Source organism: Actinosynnema sp. NPDC023587 (assembly GCF_040640215.1).
In the GTDB taxonomy this organism is placed as follows: domain Bacteria; phylum Actinomycetota; class Actinomycetes; order Mycobacteriales; family Pseudonocardiaceae; genus Actinosynnema.
Genome location: NZ_JBFABG010000021.1, coordinates 38,202 through 57,757, shown reverse-complemented (window position 1 = coordinate 57,757; position 19,556 = coordinate 38,202). Strand labels below are relative to the sequence as shown.

General features: G+C 70.2%; 22 protein-coding genes and 2 pseudogenes. 9 read left to right on the top strand and 15 right to left on the bottom strand.

What is annotated here, in order from left to right; all coding sequences use genetic code 11:
- Window positions 1–11: 11 nt before the first annotated feature.
- Complete coding sequence (locus tag AB0G01_RS32935; protein ID WP_360953974.1) at window positions 12–572, bottom strand: PH domain-containing protein; 561 nt, start codon at window positions 570–572, stop codon at window positions 12–14.
- Window positions 573–615: 43 nt separating this feature from the next.
- Entirely contained in the window at window positions 616–774 is a 159-nt protein-coding gene (locus AB0G01_RS32930; protein ID WP_360953971.1) for a hypothetical protein, read from the bottom strand.
- A 143-nt stretch (window positions 775–917) separates the two neighbouring features.
- On the opposite strand from AB0G01_RS32930, the gene AB0G01_RS32925 reads away from it, so the two are divergent.
- The gene (locus tag AB0G01_RS32925) at window positions 918–1,331 is read left to right on the top strand and encodes an NUDIX domain-containing protein (RefSeq protein WP_360953968.1); all 414 of its coding nucleotides are present in this window, start codon (window positions 918–920) and stop codon (window positions 1,329–1,331) included.
- Window positions 1,332–1,380: 49 nt separating this feature from the next.
- Here the strand turns inward: AB0G01_RS32925 and AB0G01_RS32920 are convergent, their stop codons facing one another.
- Together AB0G01_RS32920 and AB0G01_RS32915 are read right to left on the bottom strand one after the other, a co-directional pair.
- A complete protein-coding gene (locus AB0G01_RS32920) occupies window positions 1,381–2,460 on the bottom strand; it encodes a DUF2332 domain-containing protein (RefSeq protein ID WP_360953965.1) in 1,080 nt (359 codons plus the stop codon).
- A 25-nt stretch (window positions 2,461–2,485) separates the two neighbouring features.
- Window positions 2,486–2,992 (bottom strand): MaoC family dehydratase, encoded by a 507-nt coding sequence (locus tag AB0G01_RS32915; protein WP_360953962.1) that lies wholly within the window; start codon window positions 2,990–2,992, stop codon window positions 2,486–2,488.
- 296 nt (window positions 2,993–3,288) lie between these two features.
- Here AB0G01_RS32915 and corA point away from each other — a divergent pair, with 296 nt between their 5' ends.
- Window positions 3,289–4,371 (top strand): magnesium/cobalt transporter CorA, encoded by a 1,083-nt coding sequence (gene corA, locus AB0G01_RS32910; RefSeq protein ID WP_360953959.1) that lies wholly within the window; start codon window positions 3,289–3,291, stop codon window positions 4,369–4,371.
- 190 nt (window positions 4,372–4,561) lie between these two features.
- Here the strand turns inward: corA and AB0G01_RS32905 are convergent, their stop codons facing one another.
- The gene (locus AB0G01_RS32905; protein WP_360953956.1) at window positions 4,562–5,647 is read right to left on the bottom strand and encodes a DUF2332 domain-containing protein; all 1,086 of its coding nucleotides are present in this window, start codon (window positions 5,645–5,647) and stop codon (window positions 4,562–4,564) included.
- A 108-nt stretch (window positions 5,648–5,755) separates the two neighbouring features.
- Between AB0G01_RS32905 and AB0G01_RS32900 the strand changes: the two genes are divergently transcribed.
- The gene (locus tag AB0G01_RS32900) at window positions 5,756–6,445 is read left to right on the top strand and encodes a metallophosphoesterase (protein ID WP_360953953.1); all 690 of its coding nucleotides are present in this window, start codon (window positions 5,756–5,758) and stop codon (window positions 6,443–6,445) included.
- Entirely contained in the window at window positions 6,445–7,290 is an 846-nt protein-coding gene (locus AB0G01_RS32895) for a chromosome partitioning protein ParB (protein ID WP_360953950.1), read from the top strand. Before AB0G01_RS32900 ends, AB0G01_RS32895 begins: the two co-directional genes overlap by 1 nt.
- A gap of 107 nt (window positions 7,291–7,397) precedes the next feature.
- Here the strand turns inward: AB0G01_RS32895 and AB0G01_RS32890 are convergent, their stop codons facing one another.
- The 8 genes and pseudogenes from AB0G01_RS32890 to AB0G01_RS32855 all read right to left on the bottom strand — a co-directional run bounded on the left by AB0G01_RS32890 (window position 7,398) and on the right by AB0G01_RS32855 (window position 15,741).
- Entirely contained in the window at window positions 7,398–8,369 is a 972-nt protein-coding gene (locus AB0G01_RS32890; RefSeq protein ID WP_360953947.1) for a hypothetical protein, read from the bottom strand.
- A gap of 226 nt (window positions 8,370–8,595) precedes the next feature.
- Window positions 8,596–9,483, bottom strand: a complete 888-nt coding sequence (locus tag AB0G01_RS32885) for an SDR family oxidoreductase (RefSeq protein ID WP_360953944.1) — start codon at window positions 9,481–9,483, stop codon at window positions 8,596–8,598.
- 244 nt (window positions 9,484–9,727) lie between these two features.
- Window positions 9,728–10,912: a sn-glycerol-3-phosphate ABC transporter ATP-binding protein UgpC gene (ugpC, locus tag AB0G01_RS32880; RefSeq protein WP_360953941.1), complete on the bottom strand. Its 1,185-nt coding sequence runs from the start codon at window positions 10,910–10,912 to the stop codon at window positions 9,728–9,730.
- Between the two features lie 4 nt (window positions 10,913–10,916).
- A complete protein-coding gene (locus tag AB0G01_RS32875) occupies window positions 10,917–11,762 on the bottom strand; it encodes a carbohydrate ABC transporter permease (RefSeq protein ID WP_360953938.1) in 846 nt (281 codons plus the stop codon).
- Window positions 11,762–12,715 (bottom strand): sugar ABC transporter permease, encoded by a 954-nt coding sequence (locus AB0G01_RS32870; RefSeq protein ID WP_360953935.1) that lies wholly within the window; start codon window positions 12,713–12,715, stop codon window positions 11,762–11,764. Before AB0G01_RS32870 ends, AB0G01_RS32875 begins: the two co-directional genes overlap by 1 nt.
- Window positions 12,712–13,953 (bottom strand): ABC transporter substrate-binding protein, encoded by a 1,242-nt coding sequence (locus AB0G01_RS32865; protein WP_360953932.1) that lies wholly within the window; start codon window positions 13,951–13,953, stop codon window positions 12,712–12,714. The genes AB0G01_RS32870 and AB0G01_RS32865 overlap by 4 nt, the downstream gene beginning before the upstream one ends.
- A gap of 175 nt (window positions 13,954–14,128) precedes the next feature.
- Window positions 14,129–14,656, bottom strand: coding sequence for a general stress protein (locus AB0G01_RS32860; RefSeq protein WP_360953929.1), 528 nt, complete (start codon window positions 14,654–14,656; stop codon window positions 14,129–14,131).
- Between the two features lie 283 nt (window positions 14,657–14,939).
- A pseudogene (locus AB0G01_RS32855) lies at window positions 14,940–15,741 on the bottom strand (acyl-CoA dehydrogenase family protein).
- 144 nt (window positions 15,742–15,885) lie between these two features.
- Between AB0G01_RS32855 and AB0G01_RS32850 the strand changes: the two are divergent.
- On the top strand, window positions 15,886–16,185 hold the full coding sequence (locus AB0G01_RS32850) for a DUF4190 domain-containing protein (protein ID WP_360953926.1): 300 nt from the start codon (window positions 15,886–15,888) through the stop codon (window positions 16,183–16,185).
- Window positions 16,186–16,240: 55 nt separating this feature from the next.
- On the opposite strand, the gene AB0G01_RS32845 is transcribed toward AB0G01_RS32850, so the two are convergent.
- Together AB0G01_RS32845 and AB0G01_RS32840 are read right to left on the bottom strand one after the other, a co-directional pair.
- The gene (locus tag AB0G01_RS32845; protein ID WP_360953923.1) at window positions 16,241–16,411 is read right to left on the bottom strand and encodes a hypothetical protein; all 171 of its coding nucleotides are present in this window, start codon (window positions 16,409–16,411) and stop codon (window positions 16,241–16,243) included.
- A gap of 107 nt (window positions 16,412–16,518) precedes the next feature.
- Window positions 16,519–17,478 (bottom strand): CoA ester lyase, encoded by a 960-nt coding sequence (locus tag AB0G01_RS32840; RefSeq protein WP_360953920.1) that lies wholly within the window; start codon window positions 17,476–17,478, stop codon window positions 16,519–16,521.
- A 112-nt stretch (window positions 17,479–17,590) separates the two neighbouring features.
- Here AB0G01_RS32840 and AB0G01_RS32835 point away from each other — a divergent pair, with 112 nt between their 5' ends.
- From AB0G01_RS32835 to AB0G01_RS32820, 4 genes and pseudogenes are all read left to right on the top strand, one after another.
- On the top strand, window positions 17,591–17,926 hold the full coding sequence (locus tag AB0G01_RS32835; protein WP_360953917.1) for a hypothetical protein: 336 nt from the start codon (window positions 17,591–17,593) through the stop codon (window positions 17,924–17,926).
- Entirely contained in the window at window positions 17,923–18,789 is an 867-nt protein-coding gene (locus AB0G01_RS32830; RefSeq protein WP_360953914.1) for an aminoglycoside phosphotransferase family protein, read from the top strand. The genes AB0G01_RS32835 and AB0G01_RS32830 overlap by 4 nt, the downstream gene beginning before the upstream one ends.
- 145 nt (window positions 18,790–18,934) lie before the next feature.
- Window positions 18,935–19,453, top strand: coding sequence for a GNAT family N-acetyltransferase (locus tag AB0G01_RS32825; RefSeq protein WP_360953911.1), 519 nt, complete (start codon window positions 18,935–18,937; stop codon window positions 19,451–19,453).
- Between the two features lie 12 nt (window positions 19,454–19,465).
- Window positions 19,466–19,556: pseudogene (locus AB0G01_RS32820) on the top strand (GNAT family N-acetyltransferase); the annotation flags it as partial.

Genomic DNA, 19,556 nt, shown 5'->3' with positions numbered 1-19,556 from the left:
CCCAGTCTGACCTACGGGACCATCTTCTTCCCGCGGGCCGCCCGCTGCGCCTTGATCATCGAGAACCTCTCGGCCTGTGCCTTCTTGTCGCCGAAGGTCAGCTCCGAGATGGCGTCGTAGACCTCCTCGGGGTTCGGCAGGTACTCGATCCGGTTGAGGGCCTGGATCTGACCGGCCGACTCCACGACCAGGGTGCCGAAGCCGAACATGCGGCCCAGCACCGTCCGCTCGTAGGTGAGGTCGGTGACCTTGCTGATCGGCATCATGGCCACCTTGGTCTCGAACACCCCCGACGAGATCATGAACCTCTTGTCGGTGACGACGATCCGCTCCACCCACCACTCCATGACGAAGTACGCCAGCCTGAGCAGCACGAACAGGGCCGCGTACCAGAGGATGTTCTGGACCACGCCGGCGTTCTCGGGCAGCAGGTACGAGATCATCATGGCACCGGCCAACAGGGCCGCCGCCTCCAGGAGATCCCAGAGCAGGCTGCTCCAGTGCCGGCGGACCCGGATGACCCGGCGCTCCGTGGGGAGCAGGTACTCGTCGGGGTCCCTAGGTGCGAACATGCCTCAGACCTGACCCTTCGCCGTGGGAGCGGAGCCGGGCGACTCAGAACAATTGTTTCACGAAGGTGATGAGCGCCTCAGCGGCTCCCTTCAGCGTGTTCAGCACGTTCTGGACGAGCTGAGCCGCTTGTGAGGGTTCCGCGATGAGGAAGAACAGGACCAAGCCGACCCCGGCGAAAGTGAGAATCTTCTTCAGATTCACGGTGATCAACCCCGTTCGCTACCCGCACCCGTGTGGCGCCAGTGAAAACCGTTGTACCGCACGGCGCGGCACCTTGGGAGTTTTGTACCGCACCTGGGGTAGCGAGCTGCACCGCCGTTCCGGTGTGACTACGCTTGGTCACCGTGACGGCCGAACGCGTCCGCTTGATCCGCTGTGTCGGCGGCGTCGTCCATGACTCGACCGGGCGACTACTACTCGTGCGGAGGGCGAATCACCCAGGTGAGGGACGGTGGTCGGTACCGGGTGGACGAGTCGCCCCCGGTGAGGGAGATGCGGAGGCCCTGAGCCGCGAAATTCGGGAAGAGACCGGACTCTCCGTAACCGTCGGGGCGTTGCTGGGAAGTGTCACCCGACCGGCCGAAGACGGCCTCTACGACATCCACGACTACGTCTGCCAGGTGCGATCGGGTGTGCTCCGAGCGGGGGACGACGCTTCGGAAGCCCGGTGGGCGACCGCTGCGATCTTGGACACACTTCCGCTCACCGACGGTCTCCACGACACGCTCCGGGCGTGGGGTCAGCTCCCCCGGAGGTGATCGACTTCGCCCGATAGTGGCAGGTCGGGCCCCCGGTCACGCACTGCGGTCAGGGCAGCCAGACCAGCCGCTGGCCGTGCTGGGCGGTCAGCGCGAGCGCCTTGGCCGACACCACCTCGCCGCCCTCGAACTTCGTCAGCCCGAGCACCCCGACCGCCTCGTGCGGTGCCTCCAGGTCGGACCGCCCCGGCAGCACGTGCACCAGGGCCGCCGCGTAGGACTCGTGGCTGACCCACCAGGCCGGCCGGTCCAGCTCCCGCAGCGCGCGGACGAACTCGTCACCCGGCAGGTGGTGCAACGTGTTGCTGGTGATGACCACGAGTGGCAGGTCGGCGGGCACCCGGGCAGCGGCGGCGGCCAGGTCGGCCACCGCGTCGCCGGTGACGAACTCGGGCGGCGCTTTGCGCTGCACGGCGGCGGCCACCCCGAACAGCCGGAGCCGCTCCGGTTGGTCGGCCCACACGCACGCCTCCAGCCACGCGTAGGTGTCCTCGTCGGTCAGGTCGGCGGGCGCGCGGTCCAGGCCGACCTTCGCCGCCACCTTCACGGTCTTCGGAATCCTGGGCAGCTCCGCGCCGGGGGCGAGCTCCAGCGCGCAGTGCAGCCCGAGCGCGGCCTTGGCCGGGCCGGCGACGAGCTGCCCGGCCTGCTCGGTCTGGTACCGGTAGCCGTACTGGTCCAAGCCGAGCAGCAGCCCGCCCGAGCAGCCGACCTCCAGCAGGCCCACCGGACCCTTCACCATCGCCACCGCCGGGTACAGCAGGGCGGCCCGGCGCACCTCGTTGGTCTGGGTGGACCGGGACGCGATCAGCGCGCGCATCCGGTCGGCCCGCTCCAGCACGAACGCCCGGAACAGCGACCAGGTGCGCTCGTCCGCGCCGTAGGTGCCGCCCAGCGACGGGTAGTAGTTCGACAGCTCGTGGAACGGCTCGGCCTGCACCAGCCGGTGCGCCGCCGCCAGGAGCAGCGTCGGCTGCGCGAAGTGCTCCGGGGCGGCGGTCAGCAGCCCGGCGACCTCCGGGTCCTCGGCGGCGCGGGACGCCAGGTGCTCGTAGAGCGGGGACAGGCCGTGCGCGCCCCGCTGCGCGAACCCCGCGAGTCGCTGCCGCACCAGGTCCAGAGCAGTCACGTCACTCCTTCGTCCTCGTCGCGGCTCAGCCGGTGACGGGCTCGGGCCGACCGGGCTGCTCGCCGCCGCGACTGTCGCTGTACGAGCGCTTGGGCACCATCACCTTGCGTCGGAACACGCAGACGACCGTGCCGTCCTGCTTGTACCCGCGCGTCTCGACGGAGACAACACCCCGGTCGTCTTTCGACTTCGACGGCGTCTTGTCGAGCACCTCGGTCTCACCGTAGATGGTGTCGCCGTGGCAGGTGGGTTTGACGTGCTTCAACGTCTCCACCTCCAGGTTCGCGACCGCCTTGCCCGACACGGCCGGCACGGACATGCCCAGCAGCAGCGAGTAGACGTAGTTGCCGACCACCACGTTCTTCCCGGAGTCCGTGGTCTCCGCCGCGCAGTGCGCGTCCGGGTGCAGCGGGTGGTGGTTCATGGTCGACAGGCAGAACAGGTGGTCGTCGTACTCGGTGACGGTCTTGCCCGGCCAGTGCTCGTAGACCGCGCCGACTTCGAACTCCTCGTGGTAACGCCCGAACCGCACGGCACGCCTCCGTTGGCTCGCGGCGGGGGCGTGCGATCGAGCGCCCTCACGACCGGGACGACAGTGTGAGCGCGGGGGGAGTACCCTCGGCAACTGGTCTGTGAGCGACTCCACCGCCGCGACCGGCCGACCCGAGGAGGTGAGGACCGCCGATGAGCAACGATCCCCATCCTGCGAGTACCTCGCGCGTCCTCCCCGGAGGGTCGGCTTCCCACAGCTAGGCCCAGCGCTGTCCGGTCGGGGACGTGCCGTCGTCATCTTTCTTCGCGAGTCGACGCTCCCCGTCTGGAGGACCCGTGCCCAGTTTGCCCTCGCTCGGCGGCCTGAGAGGCCGCGTGCCCGACCGCGACCGGCCCGCGATCCCCGTCCCGGTGCCGTTGTCGGCCTACGTGGTCGACTGCGGCGTGTACGTCGACGGTGAGCGGCTGCCCGGCCGGTGGTCGCACACCCACGCCGTGGACGAGGTGCGCCGGCGCGGCGACGGGTTCGTGTGGATCGGCTTGCACGAGCCGGACGAAGAGCAGATCCAGGGCGTCGCGGAGACGTTCGGGCTGCACGAACTCGCGGTCGAGGACGCGGTGCACGCGCACCAGCGGCCGAAGCTGGAGCGTTACGACAACACGCTGTTCATGGTGCTCAAGACCGTGCGGTACGTGCAGAACGCGTCCCCGGACACGGCCAACGAGATCGTGGAGAGCGGCGAGATCATGGTCTTCCTCGGCCGCGACTTCGTGGTCACGGTCCGGCACGGCAACCACTCCGGCCTGGCCGCCGTGCGGCGGGAGCTGGAGACGGACTCGGAGAAGCTGCGGGTCGGCCCGGCCGCGGTGCTGTACACGATCGCGGACCACGTCGTGGACAACTACCTCGAGGTGACCGACCACATCGAGGACGACATCGACCAGATGGAAGCGCTGGTCTTCGCGCCGCGCAGCCGGATCAGCGCGGACCAGATCTACCTGATGAAGCGCGAGGTCCTGGAGCTGCGCCGCGCGGTGATGCCGCTGGCGGTGCCGCTGCGCAGGCTGGCCGAGGGCTACACGCCGCTGATCCCGGAGCAGGTGCGCTCGTACTTCCGCGACGTCGACGACCACCTCACCGAGGTGTCGGAGCGGGTGATGAACTTCGACGAGCTGCTGACCACGCTGGTCGACGCGACGCTCGCGAAGATCACGCTCCAGCAGAACTCGGACATGCGCAAGATCTCGTCGTGGGTCGCGATCATCTCGGTGCCGACCATGGTCGTCGGCGTCTACGGGATGAACTTCGACTTCATGCCGGAGCTGCACTGGCGCTACGGCTACCCCATGGTGATCACGATCATCCTGGTCGCCTGCCTCACCCTGTACCGAATATTCCGTCGGAACCGCTGGCTGTAGCCCCCTCCCACCCCGACCCGACGGGATGTCCCACCCATGACCAGAATGCTCACCAACCTGCGGTTCTGGATTCTCGCCTTCCTCATCGGCTGGCTGACCACGGTGACCCTGCTGATCGCCACCGGCAACTAGGGGAGGTCTTCCCCGCGCGGTCGGTGGTCGTGTCCGACGTGGCCGGTCGGGTCCGAAGTCAGTTCCAGGGCCGGGTGTGCCAGACGAACGGGACGCCGTGGCCCGCGCCCGACCCCAGGCGCAGCGAGATCCCGCTCGGCCACAGCTTCAGCAGGAGCTGGAAGTCGTAGCGGGTCGTCTCGTGGGTCCGGCGCGGCTCGAACACGAGCAGGGCCAGCGGTGCCATCGGCGTCGCGCGGGCCGCCGCGTCGGCGAGGATGGCCCGGCCCATGGCGCGGTCGGCCGGCGACACGTACTGCCACACCACCGAGTGCCACACGACCGTGAGCACGTCCCGCTCCGGCCGCGCGAGCTGCTCCGCGAGCCACTCCGGCCCGGTCGCCCGGTCCACCGGCACCGGGTCGAGCCCGGCCAGGTCCAACGCGGCCTGGAGGCGTTCCCACCGCCACCGCTGGTCGGCCCACACGAACGACGACAGGTGCAGCCGGCCGTCGTCGGTGCACACGTCGACCGGGTTCAGGTCGCAGCCGGCCCGGCGCACCAGCCGGAGGTTGTGCGCCAGGTCCACCCCGGGACGGCCGGTCCACCCGGTGTCGAGCACGAACGGGCTGCCGACGTCGCCGAACACCTCGTCACCCACCCGGTACGCGATCCGGTGCGGGCGCAGGTTCAGGCCGCCCGACGCGCCCACCTCCAGCAGCCGCACCGGGAACGGGGTGCGCCGGCCGACCGCGTCGGCGGCCAGGTGCGTGGCGGTTTGCAGGCCGCCGAACAGCGGGGCGTTGCGGCCGGGCTCGTTGGTCTGCACGACGGTCGCCTTGACCAGTGCGCGGAGCTCGTCCAGGTGGTCGTGCAGGACCGGCACCGCGTCGGCCCACAGGCTGCCCAGGCGCGGCTCGCCGCCCGCGGTCGGGTAGTGCGCGGCCAGGCAGGGCGCGCGGCCCTCCAAAACCAGCCGGTGCAGCGCGCCCGCGAACCGCAGGCCCGGGACGGTGCCCTTGCGGTCGCACTCGGCACCCGCCATCACCCGCGCGGTGATCCCACCGCGCGCGAGATCGCCCGCCGCCGACACCAGGAGGGTGTGGGTGAGCGGGCTGTGGTCACGACAGCCGTGAGCCGCGTCGAGGAACATCTCGGCGAGCACACCCGGGACGCTAGTCCGATTGTTGCCGTGCGGCAGCGGGCGAATCCCGCTTTTCACCCTTTTCACCGGCGAGGTGTCGTCCGCCGGCACCGGCTCTAGGCTCGACGGATGCCGAAGGTGCTCGCGGTGGCGGACGAGGTGGTCGAGCGGCTGTGGACCGAGCAGGTCCGCCGGCACGAGGTCGACCTGGTCGTCGCGGCGGGCGACCTGCCGTTCGACTACCTGGAGTTCCTGACGTCCGCGCTGGACCGGCCGTGCGTGTTCGTCCCCGGCAACCACGACCCGGACCTGAGCGGCTACTCGAACGTGCGCGGCCTGTGGACCAGGGCCGGCATCCCGTCCCGCTGGCCCGGCCCGGCGGGCGGGGTGAACGCGGACGGGCGGGTGGTGGACGTGGCGGGGTTGCGGATCGCCGGGCTGGGCGGCTCGATCCGCTACAACGACGGGCCCAACCAGTGGACCGAGCGCCACCAGGCGCGCCGGGTGCGCCGGCTGGCGCGGCTGGCCGCGTGGCGCGGCCTGCGCGACGGGCGCGGCGTGGACGTCCTGCTCACCCACTCGCCGCCGCTGGGCTGCGGCGACGAACCGGACCCGCCGCACCGGGGCTTCGCGTGCCTGCACGAGGCCGTGCACCGCCTCCGCCCGCCGCTGCTGCTGCACGGCCACATCCACCCGCACGGCGCGCCCAAGCCCGACCGCCTGCTGGAGGGCACGCGGGTGGTCAACGTGGTGGGCTACAAGGTGCTGGACGTGCCCGGACGAGCCCCGGGCGGTCCGGTTCGAGAGGAGGACGGCTGATGCGCCGCGACACCGGTTTCCCCGCCGCCGACGCGGAGAACGACTTCCTGCGCGCCCGGCGCGGCCAGGTGATGTCCCGCCTGGCCACGTGGCTGCGGCGCGAGCCCGACGACGTCAACATCATGCTGCCGTTCCACGAGGTGGTGGAGGCCCTGGGGATGCTCGGCGAACGCCGGCTGGGCCTCCAGACCGTCCGGTTGGACTCGATCGTGGGCAGCGTCGACCGCACCCGCGACTTCGACCGGCGGTTCCGGCCGACGTCCGCGCGCGTGCGGGAGCGCTGGCAGCGCCTCGCGCTGGCCGCCCGCCGGGGCGAGGCGGTGCCGCCGATCGAGGTGTACCGGGTGGGCGACCTGCACTTCGTCCAGGACGGCCACCACCGGGTGTCCGTCGCCCACGCGCTCGGCCTGGTCGTGATCGACGCGTACGTGACGGAGGTCGTGACCCGGATCGCGGCGCACGGCATCCGCCACCGGGGCGACCTGATCGTCAAGGACTACCGGCGGCTGTTCCTGGAGCGCGTGCCCCTGGCCGGCGAGGCCCGCACGGCCGTGCTGCTGTCCGACCCGTGGGAGTACGCCGAACTCGGCGAGCACGTCGAGGCCTGGGGCTTCCGGCTGATGCAGGACGAGGGCACCTTCCTGGACCGCCCGACCGTCGCCCACCGCTGGTACGCCGAGGAGTACGTGCCGGTGGTCGGGATGCTGCGCCAGGCGGAACTCGTCGGCGACCGCACGGAGACCGAGGCCTACCTGTGGGTGGCCGCCGAGCGCTACCGCCTGATCCGCACCCACCGCTGGGACCAGGACGTGATCGACACCATCCGCTCCACCCGCCACGGCTAGCCGGCCAGGGCACCGCCGGCTCCCCCCGCAGAGGGACGCCTCAGAGGGACGCCGCCGCGCACCCGCGACCTCCCGGAGCGGCCCCGCCGTCCGCCGGTGGCCGGGGTTCACCGCTGCCTCTCGAACCTGGGCATCGGACGCGCCTGGTCCATCACCCGGTCGGCGTAGCTGTCCAGCAGGCGGGTCGCCACCTGCTGCGAGTACCCCAGGATCACGGCCCACAGCAGCAGCGCCGCCTGCGACGCCACGCCGATCAGCCCCGTGGTCACGCCCGCGCCCAGGGCCAGGATGCCGATCACCGCGAGCGCCGACCCGAGCAGGATCTTGATGGTGGCCTGGTAGCCGATCATCACGTACGGCGACAAGCTCGGCCGGCGGCGCAGCAGCAGCACCACCGCCGACAGGATCGCCCCGAACGCGCCCAGCACCTGGATCAGCCACACGTCCACCCCGGCCGCGTTCTTGCCCGACGGGCAGACGGTCGGCAGGCGCTCCGACCCCACGCACATCGGGATCATCCCCGGGTGGGCCAGCCCGATGACCCCGAGCAGCGTGTTGGCCGCGAGCAGCGCCACCGACGCCGCGATCAGCTTGTTCCGCAGGGCCCGCGACCCGACGTGGGCGAAGTCGGACTTGTCGAACGACGCCCGCAGCGCGTCGACCACCAGTTCCCGCTCCACCACCAGCGGGAACTCACCGGGCCGCAGCTCCTCCAGCGCGAGCCGCCGGGGGTCGTCGTCGTCCAGGTTCTCCGCGACCCGCGCCCGCAACCCCGGTAACCGCCCCAGGAAACCGGGACCGGCCGCGACGACCGCGATCTCCGCCTCGTGCAGCGAGCGCCACGCGCGCTCGATGTGCCACCCCGACCACCACGACGCCACCGACCGCCACCGCGACTCGTGGCGGGTGATCACGTCCTCCACGACGGCCGCCTCCTGCTCGGCCACGGACCGCCACTGCGCGCTCTCCGGGTCGAGCGGGTCGGGCGGCCCCAGCGCGGCCAGGTCCGCCCGGACGCGGTCCAACCGCGACTGGACCACCAGCCGCCAATCGGTGACCCTCGGCCTGCGCGTGGGCATGGGTCGATGGTGACAGGGGGGTACGACAATCCGACGATCACCCGTCCGAGTGATCGAGCGCCTTTTCCCGGCCCTCGGCCGGAATTCACCCGACTACCGACCCCCACGACTGTCCCCGGAGCCTTCGCGGGACACCGGCGGCGCGCCGGTACCGACCACACCCCTCACGCGGTCGGCACCTGGCCGGGGGGAAGTGCCGCCGCGCGGGGGGCACTTCCCGGTCACCTCAGGCCGTCTGGCCCGGTTCCACCAGCTCCCGCAGGCGCGGCGGCATCCGCTTCTCCAGGCCGAACGGTTCCAGGTGTGCCTGGAGCACCCCGTCGAACGCCCGCTTCACCGAGGTGGTGTCCCAGGAGTCGCTCTCCAGGATCGGTTGCTTGAAGTACGGGTGCCCCACGAGGTGGAGCTGCCGGCCGTTGCACCGGACGATCTGCCCGGTGATGCCTTCGGCGGCGTCGCTGAGCAGGAACAGCACCAGCGGCGCGACCTTGCCGGGGGTGCGGTCGGCGGGGATCGCCCGCAACGACCGCTCGGACTTCCAGACCATGCGGGTGTGGGCCACCGGGCAGACCGCGTTGACCCGGATTCCCTCGCTCTCCAGATCCAGTGCCCACGACGCGCTCAGGGACGCCACCGCGCCCTTGGTCGCCGCGTAGGTGGCCAGTTTGCGCTGCCCGAAGAACGCCCCGGACGAAATGTTGACGATCGAGCCGCCGCCCTGTTCGCGCATCGCGCGCATCGCGGCGATTCCGGTGTATATGACACCCAACAGGTTGACCTCGATCGTGCGGCGCACCGATTCGGGGTCGTCGTCCCACGGCGGGGTCTCGTAGTTCAGCCCCGCGTTGTTCACCAAGCCGTCCAGCCGACCGAACTCGGTCAGGCACATTCCGACGATCTTCTCCGCTTCGGTGGGATCGGCCACCGTGTGCGTGCTGGCGACCGCCCGTCCGCCGTACCCCCGGATGTGCTCCGCGACCTGTTCGGCCAGGTCGGCGTCGATGTCGTTGACCACCACCGCGGCACCCGACTGCGCCGCGTGCATCGCGTAGGCCTCACCCAGCCCCCGCCCCGCACCGGTGATGACGACCGCTTTTCCGTCAAGAATCCCCATCGCGCGCTCTCTTCTGTGCTCGGCGGTCTCCCCTGCCCCGACGTGTCGATCGGGGTCATCCCCGCCTTCGACCAGCGTGGGGACGGACAGGAGCGAATGCCGTACAAAAGCGGCGAGATGCGGCTTTGCTGCGCTGAATGGCCTATGGAGTTCGTCCCTGCCGATGATCCGGACTGGTCAGTAACTCCCCGTGACTTACGCTTGAGGGGGCCGTCCGCGCACGTCGGACGGCCCCCGCAGCCGCTCAATCGCCGGAATAGGTGAGGTTGCGCCCGGTGCCGGGATCGAACAACTGGACCTTGTCGGCGTCGAACCAGATCTCGGCCTGCTCACCCTCGGTGGCCGTCGACGCGGTGGACAACCGGGTGACCAGCGAGACGCCGTCGCCGGGCACGTCCGACGCGCCCATGTCGGCGGCCAGCTCGGCGAGTTCCGCCGACGTGGCCTGCTCACCCGAGAGGCTGAAGTAGGCGTACTTGTCGGAGCCCATCGACTCCAGCACGTCCACGTGGCTGGAGAAGGTCACGCCGTGCGCGCGCACCGCGTCGTCCACCAGGCGGGCGTCCTCGAAGTGCTCGGGCCGCACCCCCACGATGACCTCGCGCGGCGCGTCGGCGGCGGACAGCAGCCCGCGCACCCGGTCGGTCAGCGGGATGTCGCCCAGCGGTGAGCGCACCGCGCCGCCCTCCAGCCCGCCCGGCACGAAGTTCATCGACGGCGAGCCGATGAACCCCGCCACGAACAGGTTCGCCGGGTGGTCGTAGAGGTGCTGCGGCGCGCCGATCTGCTGCACCGCGCCGCCCCGCATCACCACCACCCGGTCGCCGAGGGTCATCGCCTCGGTCTGGTCGTGCGTGACGTACACCATCGTGGTGCCCAACTGCTTCTGGAGGCGGGACACCGAGGTCCGCATCTGCACCCGCAGCTTGGCGTCCAGGTTGGACAGCGGCTCGTCCATCAGGAACGCCTTGGGGCTGCGCACGATCGCCCGCCCCATGGCCACCCGCTGGCGCTGACCGCCGGACAGGTTGGACGGCTTCCGGTCCAGGTGCTGGGTCAGGTCGAGGATCTCGGCCGCGTCCTTGACCTTCTTCTCCACCGTCGCGTCGTCGACCTTCGCCAACCGCAGCGGGAAGGCCATGTTCTCCTTCACCGTCATGTGCGGGTACAGCGCGTAGGACTGGAACACCATCGCGATGTCGCGGTCCTTGGGGGCGCGCTCGTTGACCCGCTCGCCGCCGATGCGCAGCTCGCCGGACGTGATGTCCTCCAGCCCCGCGATCATGTTCAGCGTCGTGGACTTCCCGCAGCCCGACGGCCCCACCAGGATGATGAACTCGCCGTCGGCGATCTCGATGTCCACGTCCCGCACGGCCACTGCACCGTCGGGGTACTGCTTGCTCACCTTGTCGAGCACGATCTCGGCCATTGCTTCACCCCTTGACGGCACCGGAGGTCAACCCGGCGACGATCCGACGCTGGAAGAACAACACGAACAGGATGATCGGGATCGTGATCACCACCGCGGCGGCGGCGATCGACCCGGTCGGGTCCTCGAACTGGGAACTGCCGGTGAAGAACGACAGCGCCACCGGGACCGTGCGCGAGTTCTCGGTGGAGGTCAGCGAGATCGCGAACAGGAAGTCGTTCCAGCAGAAGATGAACACCAGGATGGCCGTGGTGAACACGCCCGGCGCGGCCAGCGGCGCGATGACCCGGCGGAACGCCTGACCGGGCGTCGCACCGTCCATCTTGGCCGCTTTCTCCAGCTCCCACGGGATTTCCCGGAAGAACGCCGACAGCGTGTAGATCGCCAGCGGCAGCCCGAACGTGATGTAGGGCAGGATCAGGCCCGGCCAGGTGTCGAACAGCCCGAGCGTCCGCTCGATCTCGAACAGCGGCGAGATCAGCGAGATCTGCGGGAACATCGACACCAGCAGGGAGATCCCGACCAGCACCCGCTTGCCGGGGAAGTCCAGCCGGGCGATCGCGTACGCGGCCATCGTGCCGAACACCACCGCGATGGCGGTGGCGATGAGCGCGATGCCGATCGAGTTCACCAGCGCCCGCACGAACTCCGTGGTGGAGAAGATCGACGTGTAGTTCTCCAGCGTCCACTCGCGCGGGATGAAGTTGCCGTCGGCCAGCGTCTCCTTCGTCTTGAAGGACAACGACACGATCCACAGCACGGGGAACAGCGCGTACGCCACCACCAGGACGTTGAGCACCGCCCAGCGGGCCTTGCGCCCGGTGGTCTCGGCACCGCCGATGCCCGCCATCAGCGCCTCCCCCCGTTGTCGCTGCCGGGAGCAGCGGTGCCGAACAGCTTGATGAAGACGAACGCGATCAGCGCCACCATCAGGAAGATCAGCACCGACATGGTCGAGCCGATGCCGAGGTTGAGGCCCTTGATCAGGTTGTTGTAGGCGATCATCGACACCGACGTCGTGCCTTGCGAACCACCGGTCAGCACGAACAGGTTGTCGAACACCCGGAACGCGTCGAGCGTGCGGAACAGCAGCGCCACCAGGATCGCCGGCTTCATCACCGGCACCATCACCTTGGTGAACCGCTGCCACCCGTTCGCGCCGTCCATCGCCGCCGCCTTGAGCAGGTCCTCCGGCACCAGGGCCAGGCCCGCCATCAGCAGCAGCGCCATGAACGGCGTGGTCTTCCAGATCTCGGCCAGGATGACCACCATCAGCGCCGGGATCTTCTGGGTCAGCACCGGTTCGCCGCCGGCCACCAGTTCGGAGAGGTAGCCGGTGCCCGGTGTCCAGGCGTAGCGCCAGGAGAACGCGGCCACCACCGTGACGATGCCGTACGGGATCAGCGTCGACGTGCGCACGATGCCGCGCCCGACCAGCGTGCGGTGCATGATCAGCGCCAGGGCCATGCCCAGCACCAGCTCGATCACCACGGACACGACGGTGATCACGACCGTGATCCACACCGCGTTCCACCAGTACGAGTTCGACAGCACGGTGACGTAGTTGTCGAACCAGACGAATTCCTTGCGGTCCGGGAACTTCAGGTCGTACCGCTGGAGGGACAGCCACAGCGAGTAGAGGATCGGCCAGCCGGCCACCCCCGCCATCACCAGCACGGCCGGCGCGCACAGCAGCAACCCGAGCCGGCGCTCGGCCTTCTTGCCCTCGCTCAGCGCGGCTTTCGCCTTCTGCCGCCCCTCCGAGGCCCGCTCGCCCTCTTCGGTCGTCAACGCGTGGCTCACGGCAGCACCCCCTTGGAGTCGAGCGCGTCCTGCAACTCGGTGCGCAACCGGTCCGCCGTGGCCTGGGGGTCGATCGCGCCGGGCGGCGACAGGATCGTGGAGATCACCGTCGACACGTTCTGGTACGCCGGGGTGCGCGGGCGGACGCTCGCGTTCTTCAGCGTGTCCAGGATGGCTTCCTTCATGGGGTACGGCTTGGCCATCTCCGGGTCGTCGTAGACCGCTTCGATGGTCGGTGGCACACCGTCGTTGATGGCCGCGAACTTCTGGTTCTCGGCGCTGCGCAGGCACGTCACCGCGTCGAAGGACTGCTCGGCGTGCGGGGTGAAGGCGCTCACCGCGTAGTTGACGCCGCCGACCGTGACCTTGGCGTCCTGGCCGTCGATGGACGGGAACGGGGCCCACTTGAAGTTCGCCGCGAAGTCGGGCAGCTTCTGCGCGGCGGCGTAGACGTAGGGCCAGTTCAGCATGAACGCGGCTTTGCCGCCCTCCATGGCCAGGCGCGCGTCGTCCTCGGCGAAGTTCGAGAACGACGGGTCTGCCACGTCCGAGGTGGCGAACTTCTTCAGGACTTCGAGCGCTTTGACGGACTTGTCGTCCACCACGGCCTTGGTGCCGTTCTCGTTCAGGATCTCGCCGCCCGCGGAGCTGACCAGCGTGTTGAACAGGACGACCAGGCCCTCGTACTGCTTGCCCTGCGCCTCGACCAGGCCGGGCTTGTTCTCGGCCTTGAGCCGGGAACCCATCTCGATCATCTCGTCCCAGGTCTTGGGCGGAGTGGGGACGAGGTCACTGCGGTACCAGAGGAGCTGGACGTTGGTGTTGTCCGGAGCGCCGTACAGCTTGCCCTCGTAGCGGGCGGTCTCCAGCGGGGTCGACAGCGTGCCCTTCTCGACCTCGGACTTGGCGGAGCCGGTGAACTCCTTGATCCAGCCGGCCTTGGCCAGCTCGGCGGTCCACGTCACGTCCAGCCCGAGGACGTCCATCCCGTCGTCCTCGGCGGCGAGCCGGCGGACGAGCTGCTCCCGCTGGCCGTCGGCCTCGCGCGGGAGCTTGTGGTAGACGATCCGGTAGCCGTTCGCGGTCTCGTTGCACCGGTCGACGATCTTCTGGAAGCTCTCCTGCGGGTACTTGTAGACGTTGATGGTGATCCCGCCGTCACCCGAGCCACACCCCGCCAGCCCGGACGCCGCGACCAGCGCGGCGCACCCGACGGCGGCCAACCGATGTCGTGTCATCGGCCCAGCCTCCTTCTTGACAGCGGAGGAGCCAGACCGCAGCGCCCGGCACCTCGTCGTGCCCCACCGGCGGGCCGCGAGGCCGACCGGTGGAACGAACGTAGGCCCGGTGATCAGGTGCCGCAACCACCGGAGCCCGGAAGGGCACTACCCGGTGATCAACGGGGTGAAACCTCTACTCCTTCGGCGCGTCGCCCGGACGCATGGCCAGCTTGGCGAGCTGGTCCCGCCCGCGCTCGGCGCTGCGGGGCTGGCACAGCACGTCGTAGCGCCCGGCCACCAACTGGCTGGCGGACTGGAAGTCGCGCTTGCCCCGGGCGGACCCGTACCCGACGGCGGCGAAGATCAACCCGAACCCGATGCCGACGACCAGCCCGACGAGGATCGGCCCGAAGCTCGCCCCGGTGTTCGTGTTGAACAAGGACAGCAACACGCCGACGAACAACCCGAACCAGGCCCCGGAGGCAGCACCGGTACCCAGCACCCGCCCCCACGTGAGACGCCCGGTGACCCGCTCGACGAGCATCAGGTCCACGCCCACGATGGTCACCTCCTGCACGGGGAAGTCACCGTCGGCGAGGAAGTCGACCGCCCGCTGGGCCTCCTCGTAGGTGCCGTAGGAGCCGATCGGCCACCCGGTGGGCGGCGTCGGCAGTCGCGGCGGCACACCTGGCCGGCTCTGACCGGAGAAGGAACTCGTCACGGAGACCACCTCTTCTGCTGATCACCCCCATCCTGCCAAGGGCGGGCGAACAGCGCGAAACGGGTGACCAGGAACTCCACGCTTCCGTGACCTCGATCGGCCCACCACCGCCCTCGAACGATCACCCAGTAGCGCGTCGACCAGCCAAAACACCCCTCAAAGGCCCCCGGAACACCCAGGTCGGAAGAGACGCGCCCGCCAGGCCCCCACCAGCCCCGCCCCGACGCGCGGCCCACCCCACGCTCTTGAACCCCTCAAGCTGGAACCAGCACGAGCCGGCAGGTCAGCCCCGCGACCGGTAGTCGCGCAGCAGCCCCCGGCTGATGGCGGTCTTCTGGATCTCGCCGGTCCCCTCGCCGATCAGCAGGAACGGGGCCTCGCGCATCAGCCGCTCGATCTCGTACTCCTTCGAGTACCCGTACCCGCCGTTGATCCGGACTCGATCGCCAGGTCGATCTTGCCCGGGATGGTGAGGCCGGCAGGACCTCCCCGTACCCCTCGGGCTTCTCGACCAGGAACGCCGTCAGGTTCCGGTGGGCCTTCTCCACCCTCTCGTCCGTCTTCACCAGGACCGCGGTGAGGTTGGACGTGCCGCCGTTGGTCAGCCACATCGTCTGGCCGTCGATCAGGTACCCGGACCTGGGGCGCGTCGCGCGCGTCCGGATCGCCGCGACGTCCGACCCCAGCTCCGGCTCGGACAGGGAGAACGACCCGCGCACCTCGCCGGTGGCCATGCGCGGCAGGTACTCCCACTTCTCCTCGGGCGTCCCGTGCCGCGCGAGCGTGTGGGCGACGATGAAGTGGGTGTTGATCACGCCCGACACCGACATCCAGCCGCGCGCGATCTGCTCGACCACCAGCGCGCAGGTCAGCGGCGACTCGCCGAGACCGCCGAACTCCTCGGGGACGGTGAGCCCGAACAGGCCCATCTCCTTCATGCCGTCGACGATGTCCTGCGGGTAGGTGTCGCCGTGCTCCAGCGCCCGCGCGTGCGGGATGATCTCCTTGTCCACGAAGGAGCGGACCGTGGAGAGGATCTCCTCCTGGACGTCGGTGAGTCCGGCGGTCCGGGCCAGGCGCGCCATGGCACGATCCCTTCGCAGCTCCCGAGGTTACCGGCGAGTATGGGACGGTTGACGAGCGTTCACGTCACGAAGGTGCTCACCACCACGCGCTGAACCGAAACAGCGGGTTACCGTGTGCGCCCACTGCCCAGAGGGGGAAGCTCCATGGCCTACTACCCGCAGGGTGGCTACCACCCGCCGCCCAGACGTACCAACGGGATGGCGATCGCGGCGCTGATCTGCGCGTTCGTCTTCGCACCCGCCGGGATCGCGCTGGGCGTCATCGCCCGGAACCAGATCAAGCGGACCGGCGAGGACGGACGCGGCCTGGCCACCGCGGGCCTCGTCCTCGGGGTGGTGTTCACGGTGCTCGGCGTGATCGCGGTGATCCTGTGGGTCGCGGCCTTCTACTGGCTCGTGAAGAACGGCAACGACATCGTCTCGACGATCACGTTCACCACCTGACCCGACCCGGCGCGATCCGGCGCGACCGAGTCCGAGCCCGGACGAGCAGCGCCGGTCACGCCCGGAGCAGCTCCAGCGCCCCGCCGCAGTGCCGGCAGACCTCCGCGAACACGTGGACGTCGGCCGCGCAGCCGGGGCAGGTCCGGAAGCTGCGCTGGAGCAGGTCGTCGGCCGACCGCCGGCGGAACAGCCGCATCCGGGGCCTCGCGTGACGGGAACGTGACATGGGCTCACCATGCACCGGCCGCACCCCTTGATCGCCACTCCCACCGGCGATTTGTCAGAATGCTCACCGGGGAGGTCACCTCACCGTGACTTCCCCGGCACCGGAGGTCACGCTTCGGGCGGTGTCCAGACGTCGGTGCGCGCCAGGCCGGCCGCCCGTCCCTTGGACGAGATCACCAGCGCCATCTTCCGCGACGCCTCGTCGATCATCTCGTCGCCGAGCATGACCGCGCCGCGCCGCCCACCCGCCTCGGACGTGTAGTGGTCGTACGCGTCGAGGATGTTCTCGGCGTGGTCGTAGTCCTCCTGCTTGGGGCTGAACACCTCGTTCGCCGCGCCGATCTGACCGGGGTGCAGCACCCACTTGCCGTCGAAGCCCAGCGCGGCCGACCGGCCCGCGACCCGCTTGAAGCCGTCCACGTCGCGGATCTGGAGGTACGGGCCGTCGATGGCCTGCTTGTCGTGGGCGCGGGCCGCCATCAGGATCTGCATGAGGATGTAGTGGTAGGCGTCGCCGACGTCGTAGCCGGGCGGCTGCTCGCCGACCACCAGGGACTTCATGTTGATCGACGCCATGAAGTCGGCCGGGCCGAAGACGATGGTCTCGACGCGCGGCGACGCGGTGGCGATCGCGTTGACGTTGACCAGGCCCAGCGCGTTCTCGATCTGCGCCTCGATGCCGATCCGGCCGACCTCGAAGCCCATGGTCTTCTCGATCTGGGTCAGCAGCAGGTCCAGCGCGTGCACCTGCTCCGCGGTCTGCACCTTGGGCAGCATGACGCAGTCCAGGTTCGCGCCCGCGCCCTCCACGACCTCGGTGACGTCGCGGTAGGTCCACTCGGTGGTCCAGTCGTTGACCCGGACGACCCTGGTCCGAGATCCCCAGCCGCCCTCGTTCAGCGACGCCACGACGGTCTTGCGGGCACCGGGCTTGGCCAGCGGCGCGCAGGCGTCCTCCAGGTCCAGGAACACCTGGTCGGCGGGCAGCGTGCGGGCCTTGTCGATCATCTTCTGGCTCGACCCGGGCACGGCGAGGCACGAGCGACGGGGACGCTGCTGGTCGACCACTGGGGGTACCTCCTCGTACCGACCGGTGACTCTCGTCCGCGAAGGGTGGCACGCGGGGTGATCGGCCGCTATTTCGTGAGTCCCGGCTCACAGGCCGTGGCACGCTGAACCGGTGGAGATCACGCGACTGCTGGACAACGCCCTGCGGAAGGCGGCGGCGGTGTGGGTCGAGCCGGCCGGGCACGGCGCGCGCCTGGTGTGGGCGCTGTGGCGGGACGACACCGTGCTGATCGCGGTCGGCGGCACCGAGCAACAGGTGCCCGGCCTCGCCGACGGCGCGCGCTGCACGCTCACCGTGCGCTCGCCGTCGACCCACTCCCACCTGGTCACCGTGGCCACCACCGCCCGTTTGACCACCCCCGACGACGACACCGCCGCCGCGCTGCGCACCGCCCGGTTGAACGCGACACCGGCCTGGGATTCGGTCTACCGCTTGGAGTTCACGTGATCACGGTTCCCCCGGACTTCGCCGTCGACCACGGCGACGACGTGCTGGCGTGGCGGGACACCCTGCCCGCACTGGCCACGAAGTTCTGCGCCCGCTGGGAATTGGCCCCGGACGGCGACCTGATGAACGGCTACGTCGCCGTGGTGCTCCCGGTGCGCCGCGCGGACGGCAGCGGCGCGGTGCTCAAGCTGACCTGGCTGGACGACGAGACGCGGCAGGAACCGTTGGCGCTCAGGGCGTGGGACGGCGACGGCGTGGTGCGCCTGCTGGACAGCGACGACGAGCACGGTGCGCTGCTGCTGGAACGCCTCGACCACCGCCGGTCGTTGCGGGACACGTGCATCGAGGAGGCGTTGGAGGTCACCGGCGGCCTGCTGCGGCGGCTGCGGCTGCCCGCCGGGCCGGAGTTCCGCCGCGTCGAGGTGGCGGACCTCGCCGAGGGGAACGCGAACCTGGGCGGCGTCGTCCCGGAGCGGTTCATCCGCCTGGCCGGCGAACTGGGCCGCGAGCTCGCCGCCACCGCCGGGAACACGCTGGCCAACCAGGACCTGCACTACGAGAACGTGCTCCGCGCCGACCGCGAGCCGTGGCTGATGATCGACCCGAAACCGATCGCCGGAGACCGCGAGTTCGGCGTGATCCCGTTGCTGTGGAACCGGTCCGCCGAGCTGGACGGTGAGCGCGGCGTGCTGGAGCGGCTGGCGGCGTTGTGCGACCTCGGCGAGCTGGACGCCGAGCGCGCCCGGCTGTGGACGTTGTACCGGGCCGTCGACAACTGGTTGTGGTGCACGGAGGCCGGCGAGACCGGGACAGCGGAGTTCTGCGAGTCGGTGGCGCGGTTGTTGGCCGTCAAGGAGCCCTGATCCGGCTTTCGGCGACCCAGCGCGTCCGTCAGCGGAGCCGGGGCGAAGGCAGTCGCCGACAGCGGCGCGGTCCGTGAACGCGTCCAGCACGTCGTATCCGCGCACGCGACCGACCCGGGAACCGGCGCGTCGGCATCATCGGGATGTGGACTCCGTCGAGATCGTGACTGCCGGACCGGACTGGATGCGCGCCGTGGCCGAGCTGCGGTGGCATTGGGCGGAAGAGGTGCACGGACCGCCGCCGATGGCGTTGGACGAGTTCGTGAACCGGTTCACGACGTGGGCCGCGGAGCACGTCGATTCGCACCGCTGCGCCGTGGCGGTGCGGGACGGGCGGGCGGTGGGGATGGCGTGGCTCGCGGTTCTGCCTCGGGTGCCGCATCCCCTGGCGTTCGAGCGGACGTCGGCGGACGTGCAGTGCGTGTACGTGGTGCCGGAGGAGCGCTCCGGTGGGATCGGAGGTCGGTTGATCGACGCCGTGCTCGCGAAGGCGACCGAGATCGCAGCGGAACGGGTGACCGTGCACTCCAGCACGAGGGCGGTGGCGGCGTACCGGCGGCACGGGTTCGCGGTGTCGCCGGTGTTGCTCCAGGCCGTGCCGGGTGTGCCGGGAAACGAGGGTCGTTCGGTTCGGCGTGAGGCGGGCGGACCTGACCTTGGTTAGCCTGGCCCAGCGGAACGGGTGACCGTGCACTCCAGCACGAGGGCGGTGGCGGCGTACCGGCGGCACGGGTTCGCGGTGTCGCCGGTGTTGCTCCAGGCCGTGC